At 70.4% G+C, this 12,290-nt stretch carries 11 protein-coding genes and 1 pseudogene; 9 read left to right on the top strand and 3 right to left on the bottom strand.

Going from position 1 to position 12,290, the window contains the following annotated elements; genetic code table 11:
- Positions 1–10: 10 nt before the first annotated feature.
- The 3 genes from BZB76_RS04505 (at position 11) to BZB76_RS04495 (ending at position 3,770) form a co-directional block, all read left to right on the top strand.
- The gene (locus tag BZB76_RS04505; RefSeq protein ID WP_121433443.1) at positions 11–1,312 is read left to right on the top strand and encodes a VWA domain-containing protein; all 1,302 of its coding nucleotides are present in this window, start codon (positions 11–13) and stop codon (positions 1,310–1,312) included.
- Positions 1,313–1,401: 89 nt separating this feature from the next.
- Positions 1,402–2,913 (top strand): hypothetical protein, encoded by a 1,512-nt coding sequence (locus BZB76_RS04500; protein WP_121432977.1) that lies wholly within the window; start codon positions 1,402–1,404, stop codon positions 2,911–2,913.
- 11 nt (positions 2,914–2,924) lie between these two features.
- Positions 2,925–3,770 carry a glutamate ABC transporter substrate-binding protein gene (locus BZB76_RS04495; protein ID WP_121432976.1) on the top strand — a complete coding sequence of 282 codons (846 nt, stop codon included), beginning with the start codon at positions 2,925–2,927 and terminating at the stop codon, positions 3,768–3,770.
- Between the two features lie 3 nt (positions 3,771–3,773).
- On the opposite strand, the gene BZB76_RS04490 is transcribed toward BZB76_RS04495, so the two are convergent.
- A complete protein-coding gene (locus tag BZB76_RS04490; RefSeq protein WP_121432975.1) occupies positions 3,774–4,127 on the bottom strand; it encodes an STAS domain-containing protein in 354 nt (117 codons plus the stop codon).
- A gap of 384 nt (positions 4,128–4,511) precedes the next feature.
- Between BZB76_RS04490 and BZB76_RS04485 the strand changes: the two genes are divergently transcribed.
- Positions 4,512–5,183 carry a lysophospholipid acyltransferase family protein gene (locus tag BZB76_RS04485; protein ID WP_420534764.1) on the top strand — a complete coding sequence of 224 codons (672 nt, stop codon included), beginning with the start codon at positions 4,512–4,514 and terminating at the stop codon, positions 5,181–5,183.
- Between the two features lie 268 nt (positions 5,184–5,451).
- Positions 5,452–6,195, top strand: coding sequence for a hypothetical protein (locus tag BZB76_RS04480; protein ID WP_147449309.1), 744 nt, complete (start codon positions 5,452–5,454; stop codon positions 6,193–6,195).
- Positions 6,196–6,222: 27 nt separating this feature from the next.
- Here the strand turns inward: BZB76_RS04480 and BZB76_RS04475 are convergent, their stop codons facing one another.
- Positions 6,223–6,405, bottom strand: a complete 183-nt coding sequence (locus BZB76_RS04475; protein ID WP_121432973.1) for a hypothetical protein — start codon at positions 6,403–6,405, stop codon at positions 6,223–6,225.
- A 282-nt stretch (positions 6,406–6,687) separates the two neighbouring features.
- Here BZB76_RS04475 and BZB76_RS04470 point away from each other — a divergent pair, with 282 nt between their 5' ends.
- The 4 genes from BZB76_RS04470 (at position 6,688) to hisC (ending at position 10,279) form a co-directional block, all read left to right on the top strand.
- Positions 6,688–8,049 (top strand): flotillin family protein, encoded by a 1,362-nt coding sequence (locus BZB76_RS04470; protein ID WP_121432972.1) that lies wholly within the window; start codon positions 6,688–6,690, stop codon positions 8,047–8,049.
- Positions 8,050–8,139: 90 nt separating this feature from the next.
- Entirely contained in the window at positions 8,140–8,826 is a 687-nt protein-coding gene (locus BZB76_RS04465; RefSeq protein ID WP_121432971.1) for an NUDIX hydrolase, read from the top strand.
- A 40-nt stretch (positions 8,827–8,866) separates the two neighbouring features.
- The gene (locus tag BZB76_RS04460; protein WP_147449308.1) at positions 8,867–9,160 is read left to right on the top strand and encodes a DUF6401 family natural product biosynthesis protein; all 294 of its coding nucleotides are present in this window, start codon (positions 8,867–8,869) and stop codon (positions 9,158–9,160) included.
- Between the two features lie 39 nt (positions 9,161–9,199).
- A complete protein-coding gene (gene hisC / locus BZB76_RS04455; protein ID WP_121432969.1) occupies positions 9,200–10,279 on the top strand; it encodes a histidinol-phosphate transaminase in 1,080 nt (359 codons plus the stop codon).
- Positions 10,280–10,355: 76 nt separating this feature from the next.
- Here hisC and BZB76_RS04450 read toward each other — a convergent pair.
- Positions 10,356–11,611: pseudogene (locus tag BZB76_RS04450) on the bottom strand (transcriptional regulator).
- Positions 11,612–12,290 lie beyond the last annotated feature (679 nt).

Here is a 12,290-nt window from a genome sequence, read left to right as displayed (position 1 = left end):
AGCCGGGCAGATGAACGACGTCCCCGAGTTCACGATCCGCGTGGACCAGAACCCCTACCTTCCGACCGGTGGACGGGAGATGCACGCGATCGTGACCGTCGCGGCGCGCTCCCCCGGTACAGGGGGTGAACGGCGCGCACCGGCCGCGCAGGTCATCCTGATCGACACCTCGGGGTCGATGTCGTACGGCGGCAAGATGGCCGCGGCGAAGCGGGCGGCGCGGGCGGCGGTGAACGCGCTGCGCGACGGTGTGCACTTCGCCGTGGTCGCGGGCGCGAACCGGCCCCGGATGATCTACCCGCAGGGGGAGCGGCTCATCGGGGCGGACGAGACCTCCCGGCGCCGCGCGGTGACCGCGATCGGGCGGCTGGACGCGGCGGGCGGCACGGCGATCGGGTCGTGGCTGCGGCTCGCCGAGCGGCTGTTCACCGGCTACGACGACGTCGTCCGGCACGCCATTCTGCTGACGGACGGCAAGAACCAGCACGAGTCCGCGGACGAGCTGGACGCGGCGCTGCGGGCCTGCGCCGGCCGTTTCCTGTGCGACGCGCGCGGCGTCGGCACCGACTGGGAGGTCGCCGAACTCCGCACGATCACGTCGGCGTTGCTGGGCGGGTTCCTCGACGTCCCCGACCCCGCCGATCTGGAGGCCGACTTCCTGGCGATGACCAGGGACGCGATGAACAAGCAGGTCGCGGACGTGACCCTGCGCGTGTGGACGCCCCGGCAGGCACGGCCCCGGTTCGTCAAGCAGATGATCCCGACCGTCGCGGACCTCACCGGCAGGCGGGTCGAGTCGGGAACGCAGACGGGCGACTACCCGCTGGGCGCGTGGGGGAACGAGGAACGCGAGTACCACCTGTGCGTCGAGATCGACGAGCCCGCGGCGGTGGGACGGCTGATGCGCGCGGCGCGGGTGGAGTTGCTCGCGGACGGCGAGGTCCGCGCGTCGGGCAACGTCCTCGCCGAATGGACGGACGACGTCGACAGATCGACGACGGTCAACGGACGGGTCGCGCACCACACCGGGCAGTCGGAGCTGGCCGACGCCGTCCAGGAGGGCCTTGAGGCACGCCGGAACGGCGACGAGGACATGGCGACGGCCCGGCTCGGGCGGGCGCTGGTGCTGGCGCGTGCGGTCGGCAACGACCAGATCTCCGACCTGCTGGACCGGGTCGTGGACGTCGTCGACCCGGCGCGCGGCACGGTCCGGTTGAAGCGCGAGGTGTCCAAGGCGGACGAGATGTCGCTCGACACCCGTTCCGTCCGGACCGTCCGGACGCGCCAAGCCGGCGAGCCCGGAGGGGACTGAGCCATGCCGGTCCACCGGGACGGGCGCACGGCCGGGTCCACCGCCGATAGGTTCGCCGTCGACCCGCCGTCCCCGCTGGAAGGCCACCGATGACGCGCACTCCGTCGCACGGTCCGACGGCCGACCCGGCCCCGGCCGCGGCACGGCCGCCCGCGGACACGGCGTCGCCGCGCAGGAGCCGTCCGGCGACGTTCGTCCGGGGGCGCTGGCTCCGGACGATCCCCGGCCGCATCGGCACGCACGTCGCGCTGTGCCTGGCCGCCATCGCCGCGTTGCTGGGCGTCCTGACCGTGACGGTCGGGAACGCGCGTGACTCCGTCCAGACGATCGGGCGGGACGCGGGGCCGCAGGTCGTCGCGACCGGCACGCTCTACTTCGCGCTCAGCGACATGGACGCGCAGGTGGCGAACATCCTGCTCATCGGCCGCGAGCACCGCCTCGGCATCGGGTACGACGAGTCGCTGCGCGTGTACGAGCGGCGCCGCGCGGAGGCGGACGCGGCGGCGGTGATGGCCGCGCAGCTCGCCGGACGCGACCCGGCGCTCCGCCGGACCGTCCAGGATGTGCTGGACGGGCTCGGGAAGTACGAGCGGCTCGTCGGGCAGGCCATGAAGCTGAACGAGCAGGCCGCCCACGAACCGGGCCGACTGCCGCCGGACGTCATCGAGGCCTACCGCGAGGCCACCGACCTGATGAGGCTCCAGATCCTGCCGAAGGCGTACAACATCACACTCGACACGGGGGCGCGGGTCCGGCAGTCGTACGAGACGCAACGCTCCGCCGTCCTCGCGGGACGCACCTGGGTCGCCGTGACCGGCGCGATCGCCCTGCTGTTCCTGATCGCGACGCAGCTCTACCTGGCGCGGACGTTCCGCCGCCTCCTCAACCCGGCGCTGGTCCTCGCGACGCTCGGGACGCTCACGCTCACCGCCGTCGCCACGGGCCTCCTGACGGCCCACGTGGGCCACATCAGAACGGCGAAGGAGGACGGCTTCGACTCGGTCCTGCGACTGTCCCGGGCCCGCGCGATCAGCCACAGCGCGTTCGGCGACGGGAGCCGTTACCTCCTTGACCCGGGCCGCGCCGACACCTACGAGCAGACCTACCTCGACAAGTCCCTGTCGCTGGTCTACCCGGACATGGGCGACAAGCCGGTGAACCTGAAGAACTACTACATCGACCTCGAACGGAAGGTCGGCGCCTACGAGCCGGGGCACAAGGAGGTCCCGTTCCTCGGACTGCTCGGGGACGAGGCCCGCAGGATGGAGAAGGGCCGCGCGGCGGACGCGCTCGCCAGGACGCTCGACGCGTACCGGGCCGTCCAGCGCAACGACGACCTGATGCGGCGGTACGTGGCGGTGGGGGTCCGGTCGAGCGCCATCGACGCGCGGTACCGCACGTCGAAGCCGATCGACGACTTCGGCGCCTACGACCGGGCGCTCGGCACGCTGACGGCCGTCCACCAGGACGCCTTCGACGAAGCGATCGATGACGCGAACGGCGGGCTGCGCGGCTGGACGGCGGTCCCGGCCGCCGGAGCGGCCGCCATCGCGCTGCTGATCCTCGCCGGGGTCCGTCCCCGGCTGGCCGAGTTCCGCTGAAGGGGCCGAGAATGCGCGCGACCTCCCGTGCCACCGCCGGTGCCGGCGCCCGTGCCACCGCGGCCGTCCTCGTCGCGGCGGCGGGCCTGACGGCCTGCGGCCTCGGCGGCGCGGAGGAGAAGAGCATGGCGGGCAAGGACTCCCTCGTCATCGGGGTCAAGGAGGATCAGCCCGCCCTCGGCGTCAAACGGCCGGACGGCACCTACGAGGGCTTCGACGTCGATGTCGCCCTCTATATCGCGGGCCGGCTGGGGGTTCCGCGCAGCCGCGTCACGTTCCGGACGACGAACTCGTCCGTCCGGGAGGAGGTCCTGGCCGACGGCACCGTCGACATGATCGTCGCCACCTACTCGATCACGGCCAAGCGCAAGACGAAGGTCACGTTCGCCGGGCCTTACTACGTCGCCCACCAGGACACCTTCGTCCGCGCCGACGCCACCGCGATCAACAACGTGCGGGACCTGAAGGGCAAGCGGATCTGCGAGGTGACCGGCTCCAACTCCTGGCGCCGCGTCATCGAGGAGCGCAAGGTCGCCGCGACACCGGTGACCGTGAACACCTACGGCGCCTGCATGGACGCGCTGGCCGCCGGGCGGCTGGACGCGGTGTCCACCGACGACCTGATCCTCGCCGGGTTCGCCGCCGGACGCCCCGGACGGATGATCAACGCGCCGTTCACGGACGAGAAGTACGGCGTCGGCCTCAAGAAGGGCGATCTGAAGGGCTGCGAGGAGATCAACCGCGCCATCACCGCCATGTACCAGGACGGCACGGCCGGGCGGCTACTCCTCAAGTGGTTCGGCGACTCGGGCCTCAAACTGACCACGAGCGTCCCCCAGTTCGAGGGCTGTAACTGAAGGTCAGGGGCGTGAGGTGGACGGAAGGGCGCCGAGGGCCTCGCGGAGGGTCTCGTACACGGGGATGAACTTGTCGATGCCGGTGATGTGGAAGACCCGCTGGACGCGCGGCGGCAGCGCGACAAGGGCGATGGCGGTGCCGTGCTCGGTGGCGCGGCGGTTGGCGGCGACGATCGCGTTCAGGCCCGTGGAGTCGCAGAACGTGACCTCGCGCATGTCGACGACCAAGGGTTCGCCGGACTCGACGACCTTGAACATGGCCTCCTCGAAGCGTTCGCGGGACAACACGTCGATGTCGCCCTGCACGCGTACGAGGGTGCAACGGTCGTCGCGCATCAGGTTGATGTCGAAGTCCATGTCACCTCGCCCCACTCCGGTGGTACCGGTCTCTCTCGGGTGACCCCTCGGAATCGCGCACCGGTGCCCGCGATCCATGGGATTCCTCGGAGAACGACCAGGTCGCCCGTCCCCTCCCGGGCCATGACACACCCGGACGGCCCGCCCGGTACTATCTGTGACCCTACCTGACGTGGCCATCCGGCAACGCCGGGAATCGCCGCCAATAACCTACTGTCGAGAAACTTACTATATAGTAAGGAATGGTCGATAAGGTAGCACTGCACCCAGCTTGACCTGGAGTTGGGCAATTCCTGACTCGCTCCGCACGGGCAAAGACCGACGCTGACTCGGGGCCGGATCGGCCCAGACGTTACAGTGGCGGTGGCGAAATCGGGAGGCTGGGTGTTCTACACGTTCATGACGCGCGTGGTGCGTCCGATCCTCTGGCTGCTATTCCGACCCCGCGTCATCGGCGGAGAGCACGTCCCCCACTACGGTCCGCTCATCGTCGCGAGCAACCACCTGTCGTTCATCGACAGCTTCATCATCCCCCTCGCCGTCCCGCGGCCGGTCACCTACATCGCCAAGGCCGCCTACTTCGAGGGCAGCGGGCCCAAGAAGAGCTTCGTCCGCTGGTTCCTCACCAATCTCGGGCACGTGCCCGTCCGGCGCGGCGCCCGGCGGGCCGCGATGGGCGCGCTCGAACAGGGCGCGGAGGTGCTCAACAACGCGGGTGCGTTCGCCATCTACCCCGAGGGCAGCCGCTCCCCCGACGGACGGCTCTACCGCGGCCGCACCGGCGTGGGGTGGCTCGTCCTGGAGACCGGCGCCCGCGTCCTGCCCGTCGCGTTGGAGGGCACCGAGAAGATCCAGCCGATCGGCGCGTCCATGCCGCGCGTGTTCGGCCCCCGTCCCACCGTGCGGATCGGCCCGCCGATGGACTTCTCCCACTACCGCGACCTGCCGCCCGGCAAGGCCCGCCGCGCCATCGCCGACGAGATCCTCGAGACGATCCAGAAGATGTCCGGCCAGGAGTACGCCGCCGAGTACAACGACCGCGCCGAAGAGAGCTGACCCGCCGACCCGGAAAACGAGGTCGTCGGGGGTCAGGTGCGGTGCGCCGCGTTCGACACGTTCACCCACGCGCCGTCCCGAGCCGAGCCCGCAGTCGCCGGACGTCCACGGGGTACGCGCCGGACGCGCTCGCGGTTCGGGTCGTATCGTCCGCATCGTCCGCGAACTCTCGGGTGGGCGCTGGTGTTCGCTTTCGTCGGGAAGTGAATTCGTCCGGAAGGCGTGTCTTCCGCCGTCTCCCGCCCCCGCTCCGCCTAGGGTCGCGGCCATGGCGCACAGGCTCTTTGGGATCATGCTGCTGTCCACGGCCGCCGCGATCACCGCATGCGGTGGCGACGCCGAACGCGCCCGTCCGGTCCACGGGACCGCGCCCGCCGATGTCGCCGGTGTCGGGTACACGTCCGCGCAGCTCGCCCAGGCGCTTCTCACCCACCTGCCCGGCTACCGCCGCGTCGGCGAGCCCGACTCCGGGGAGTACGGCACGCTCACCGCGATCCAGAACGCCGCCAGGCTCCAGCGGGAGACCGAGACCGACAAGCGCGCCTGCGGGACGAGTCGTCCCGCCGCCACCGTGCCCGGTGACGCCCCGGCCGCGCTCACCACGTTCACCAGCAAGGGCCTGACCGTCACCGAGACCCTGATGGGCATGTCGGCCGCCGACGCCGAGAAGCAGGTCAACGCCCGCGTTCCAGCCGACTGCCTGCGGTTCCGTACCAGGGTCGGCACCGGCCGCTGGGCCGAGCACCGCATCGTCGAGGCCCCGAAGGGCGACATCGGCGAAGGCTCCCGCACCGTCGGCGTCTCCACCGTGACCGGCACGGAAAGCGGCACCGCCGGCGGCACGGCACGCGGCACCACGGCCGGGGGCGCCGTCCGCACCCGCACCTGGTACGTCGTCGTCCGGGGCCGGCACTACCTCGCCACGATCACCGTCCACGGCCCGTCCGCGACCCGGGCCGACGCCGAGGACCTGGCTCGGGCGGCCGTGGAGCAGGCCGGGCGCATCCTCTAGCCGCTCAGCCGTCCCGTCCTGGAGCCGCTAGCGGGCCAGGGCGTGCGCCACGTACACCGTGCGCGGCGGGTGGAACTCGACCACGACGACGATCGTCCCGACGCCGATCTCCTCGCGCGGATCGACGGGGTGCGCGTAGAACGCCTCGACCCCGCCCCGGATCGGGATCATCACTTCCCCGACCGTGCCCGGACCGACTCTGCCGGTCACCCGGCCCTCCCTACCGATCAAAGGGAAACCCCCGGTGGTGCGACACGCCCGGAGCCGTTCTCCGCGCATCAGTAAAGCGAACGCTATCCGTAAGACCCCGTCTCCCGCACCGCCGCACGCCCCGGTCTCCGGCTCCGGCAAGCGTGGAAGACGACACGGAACGTTCCCGCACAATGAGGTACATCTAAGACGAACCAATCAAGTGTCCGCTGCGTCTATGGGTGAACGCAAACGAGCCTGACCCGGGGGCAGGCCCGCTCACAACAGAAGAGGAGGGGCGTTATGCCCGTGCTCGTGGTGGCGATCGCAGCCGTCGTCGCCCTCATCGTATTGATCATTCTTTTCAAGATGGTCTGGCGTGTCGCCGAGCCGAACGAGGCGCTGATCATCTCCGGACTGGGGGCCAGGTCGAAGTCCACCACCGGTGTGGACAGCCTTGGATTCAAGATCGTGACCGGTAAGGGCACCGCGGTGTTGCCCGGCTTCCAGACGTCCCGGCGGCTGCGGCTCGACAGCCGCGCCTCCAACCTCGAAGTGAACTGTGTGACGCAGCAGGGCATCCCGGTGCGGGTCCGCGGCGTCGTCATCTACAAGGTCGGCGACGACTTCGTCTCGATCGCCAACGCCGCGCGCCGCTTCCTTGAGCAGCAGAACTCCATGGACGGCGCGATCCACGAACTGTTCACCGGCCACCTGCGGTCGATCATCGGCAATCTCACCGTCGAGGACCTCATCCTCAACCGCGAGCGGCTGACGTCCGAGACCCGCACCTCCGCCGCCGACGAGATGAGCAAGCTCGGCCTGGTCGTGGACTCGTTGCAGATCCAGGAGATCGACGACGAGACCGGCTACATCGTGAACCTCGGTCGTCCGCACGCCGCCCGTGTCGCCGCCGCGGCCCGGATCGCGGAGGCCGAGCGCAACCAGGAGGCGACCGTCCGCGAGCAGGAGACCGAGCGGGAGAACGCGGCGGTCATCCGTGACACCGAGATCAAGAAGGCCGAGTACGACGGCCAGGTGAAGCAGGCGGCGCAGCAGGCCCGCCAGGAGGTCATCCTCAAGGAGACCCGCAACGCCGAGCTGGAGGCCGAGCGCACCGAGAAGCGGCTGGAGAGCGAGATCCGCAAGCCCGCGGACGCGCGCGCCTACGAGCAGGTCAAGCTGGCCGAGGCGGAGCGCGAGGAGAAGATCGCGCAGGCGCAGGCCGCGGCGACCGAGATCCAGTTGCGGGCGGCGCGGGAGGCGGAGGCCACCCGGCTGCGCGGTGAGGCCGAGGCCCACGCGACCCGGCAGAAGGGTCTGGCCGAGGCCGAGGCGATCAAGGCCAGGGCGGAGGCGCTGGCCGAGAACACCGACGCCGTCATCGCCCAGCAGCTCGCCGAGCAGTGGCCGCAGATCGTCGAGGCGGGCGCGGGCGTGTTCGGCAACGTCGACAACATGGTCGTGCTCAACGGCGCCCAGGGCATCGAGGACATGCTCGCCAAGGCGCTCACGCTCGGCGGCACCGGCCTCGGACTCGCCCGCCAGCTCCTCGGCAACCTGGAAGTCCAGAACGGCGCCCAGAAGGCCGTGAACGCCCACAACGGCGCCGCTCCGGCCGTCCCGACCACCGTCCCGACCGACCCACCGAAGGACGAAGACTGACATCCCTCATCCACGAAGGCCCGGCCCCCGCCCGGGCCTTCTCCGTTCACACCGGTGGATCGGAGACGTCCTCCCCCTAGGATTTCGAGCATGCCCGTCCCGCGCCTTGCCGTATCCGTCGATCTCGTCGTGCTCACCGTGCGGGAGCACCGGTTGTGCGCGCTGCGGTGGCGGCGGGACCGTGAGCCCTACCTGGGGGCCTGGTCGCTGCCGGGCGGGTTCATCCAGCTGGACGAGGACCTCCCGGCCGCCGCGTCGCGGTTGATGGCGGAGCGGGCCGGTCTCGCGGACGTACGGATCCACCTGGAACAGCTCGCCACATACGGATATCCCGACCGTGACCCTCGGCAGCGAGTGGTGAGCGTCGCGTATCTGGGGCTGGCGCCGGACCTGCCCGCGTCCAGCCGCGCCCAGGTGCTGTGGACGGCCGTGGACGACCTGGTCCACCGCGACAAGGCCGCGTTCGACCACCGGCGGATCCTGTGCGACGGGATGGAACGGGCGCGGGCGAAACTGGAGTACACGTCACTGGCCGCCGCGTTCTGCCCGCCGGAGTTCACCGTCGCGGAACTCCGCCGCGTCTACGAGATCGTTTGGGGCACCAGCCTCGACCCGCGGAACTTCCATCGGAAGGTCACCGGAGCGGACAGATTTCTCATACCGACCGACCGGACGACGACCCGGGACGGCGGCCGTCCGGCCCGTCTGTACCGGCGCGGGGACGCCGAACAGCTGCGTCCGCCGATGTTGCGGCCCCGGGGCCGTGACCTGGGGTGACGTCGCGGTCATCGGGGGACGGTTGCTATTTTCGCTGCCTATGAACGGTGAGTCGCCCGAAATGCTCAGCCTGCTCGTTCGGGACATCGGCGAGGCCGGCGTCGCGGAGATGGCCGGGTCGCCGGGGCTGGCCGCGGCCGTCGACCAGCATGTCGCGGGCCTCATGGAGGAGCTCGGCCCGCCCGGTGAGCCGCCCGGCGAGGACGACCTGATGGGGTACCTGCGGGATTTCGCCGAGGACGCGTTCAACCGGGGCTGGTGGCCGGACAACACCCGCGACTGGGAGTTCGTCCGCATCGTGGCCCTTTGCTGGATGATGAGGGACGCTGCGTAGGCTGGGGCCCAACACCCCTGTGCTGACTGGAGGACATCGGTGTCCGAGGCAACGACTCCGCGCTTCCGCTCCGTCCTCGACCGGTTCGTGGCTTACAAGCCCGGCAAGGTCGCCATGTCACCCGACGGCCGTTCGTTCAAGCTGTCGTCCAACGAATCACCGCACGGCCCCCTCCCTTCGGTCGTGGAGGCGATCGGCGAGGCGGCGCGGAACGTCAACCGGTACCCCGACAACAATGCGACCGCGCTCACAGAGGCGATCGCCGCGCACTACGGCGTCCCCGCCGACCATGTCGCGGTCGGCTGCGGCTCGGTCGGCATGACCCAGATGCTGCTGGAGGCCGTCGCGGAGCCCGGCGCCGAGGTCGTGTACGCGTGGCGCTCGTTCGAGGCGTACCCGCTGCTGGTGTCGCTGTCGGGCGCGACGCCCGTCCAGGTGCCGCTGCGGGACGAGACCCACGACCTCGCCGCGATGGCCGACGCCATCACCGACCGGACCCGCCTGATCTTCCTCTGCAACCCGAACAACCCGACGGGCACGGTCGTCCGGCGCGCGGAGATCGAGGCGTTCCTGGACCGCGTCCCGGCCGACTGCCTGGTCGTCCTGGACGAGGCGTACCGCGAGTACGTCCGCGACGACGAGGTCCCGGACGGCCTCACCCTCTACGGCGACCGCCCGAACCTCGCGATCCTCCGCACGTTCTCCAAGGCCTACGGCCTCGCCGGCCTCCGCATCGGCTTCCTCGTCGCGCACCCCCTGGTCGCCGGGGCGATCCGCAAGACGTTCCTCCCGTTCAGCGTGAACTCCGTCGCCCAGGCGGCGGGCGTCGCGTCCCTGGCGGCGACCGACGAACTCCTGGAACGCGTCGAGGGCACGGTCAAGGAACGCGACCGGGTCCGCGCCGCCCTCCTCGCGGACGGCTGGAAGGTCCCCCCGACCGAGGCCAACTTCGTCTGGCTACGCCTGGGCGACCGAACCATGGAGTTCTCCGACGCCTGCGACGCCCAGGGCGTCAGCGTCCGCCCCTTCCCCGGAGAAGGCGCCCGAGTCTCCATCGGCTCCCCCGAAGAGAACGACGCCTTCCTCGCCGTGGCCACCACCTTCCCCCACCGCAACTAACCCCACCGCGGCCGTCTTCGGGGCGGTGGGGTGGGAGCGGGCGAAGCCCCGGGCGTGGCCCGGGGCTTTGCTGGTGTCAGGGGGTCTTGGTGGGACCCAGTTTTTCGACTATGAGGCGGTAGAGCTGGCGGGGTCGGCCGGGCTGCGGGGTGCGGTTCGGGGGGAGCGGCCAGGCGAGCCCCTCTTCGACGAGGGTGCGCAGGAGGCGGCGGGCCGTGCGCGGGGTGACGCCGAGCATCTTTCCGGCGTTCTCCGCGTCCACGATCAGCGGCTGTTCCTGGTCGCCGAGCTTGTCGGCGAGGCGGGCGAGGATTTCGAGGCCTTTGGGCTTGGCCTGGGGTTGGGTGCGTGGCGGTGTTCGGGGAGCGGGGACGAGGGCTCGGCCGTCGCGGTCCAGGGCGAAGCCCTGGGCGCGCTGGGAGCTCTGGGAGCGGGCGAGGGCGGCGCGGGCGTGGTTCTCCGCCTCGTGGGCGGTGCGACCCATGCCGATGCCGACCTCGATGGCGAGGCCGAGTTCCTCGCGGACGCGTTCGACGAACGGCGGCGTCCGGAAGCCTTCGGTGGACGCGGTGACCGAGCCGCGCGTCGCGATGACGAGGTAGCTGTGGTCGTCCAGCGGCCAGACGGAGGCGTTCATCCGGTGCGCCTCCTGGAGGAGGACGCGGTGCAGGGCGAGTTTCAGCTCGTCGCGCCAGTAGCGAGGGGTGACGCGGCGGGGTGTCTCGCGGAGGGTCGGCACGTCCACCAGGACGACGACCAGTTGTGACTCTTCCAGGCGGTGGTGGGCGCCGAGCAGTGCGGCGGTCTGCAGGGAGCTGCGGATGGCCGCGCCGGTGGGACGGACCCGGATGGTCGGCACCCCGGCCATCTCCATCCGTTCCGCGGTGGCGTGCACGCACGTCATCGCGACCGTCGTGGCGCCGCGGCGCCGCGGCGCCACAGCCGTTCGTGGAAGGCGGCGAGCGTGCCGGGGCCCGCGGACTCCTCACGCAGATGCACCTGTTCGGTGCCCAGACTGATCTCGGAATACGCCTCCTCGACCTCGGCACGGCCGAGCACGTCGATGCTCACCCTGGCCGGGTCGAATCGGTCGTCGAGTGAGGCGCGTAGTAATGCGCCCTGGAGTGCGGCGCCGTTCAGCGGCACATACGTGGCGGGCATGGTGAGTACGCCCGCCTTGCGGGCGAAGTCGTACGGGACGGGACTGGCGAACAGGCATACGTCCACGCCCGATCCCAGCCGTACTACCTTGTCTGCGGCCTCCTGTTCGTCTCTGTATGCGGCGGCCACCAGCCGGCTCGGTACCGGCGTGGGGCCGTGGCCCATCAACATGACTCGTTCGACCAGGTCATGCGGGCCTACGACGCCGATCGTGAGGTCGGGGGTGACCGACCCCGTTCGTGCGGCCGTCATCGATGATCGCTCGCTTCCGGTCCATCCTCTCGGCGGGGGTCCGGCCCCGACCACGCGTTCGCGCACGATCCGCCCAACGGTTGTCTCATGGCTTTCGCCCCTGCCTTCTGACCCAGCACCGCGGTCCTCGTTCGGTATTCGCCTCCGCTCAGGCCCCCCAGCCGTGCGGCCTCGGCCGCCGACCGCCCCGGAAGGGATGGGAGCCCCTTAGCGGGCAGATCGGGTCGGGGCCACGGTGTGTGACGCTCAGACGCGAAATCGAATCAAGGGTGCGGCGAAAAAGTAACCTACGGGACCCCCTAGTCAGTAATTTGTCACCATTCGGCCAGTCTTGATCCTGCATCTTCGGTCGTCCGAAGTTGAAAAACAAGACCCGAAATCTACCGGGAAGGGTGCTTCTGGCGCAGTTGCACCCGAGGCGACTTCCATGATGCCCCTTCGAGGCGCGTGAGACCGAAACCCGTCCGTCCTGATGACGCCACGGACCGAAAGACGAGTGATCCGTTGGCACCTGGGCGTTCGAGGAGACCGGTGATTTTCTACCGGGTTTCGGCCCGTCCGTACCGGACCGTTCCAGGGGTTTCTTCCCAGTTCAGCG

Source organism: Actinomadura pelletieri DSM 43383 (assembly GCF_003634705.1).
GTDB lineage: Bacteria > Actinomycetota > Actinomycetes > Streptosporangiales > Streptosporangiaceae > Spirillospora > Spirillospora pelletieri.
The sequence above is the reverse complement of the archived record's forward strand: the minus strand, read 5'-3'. Positions and strand labels throughout refer to the sequence as shown.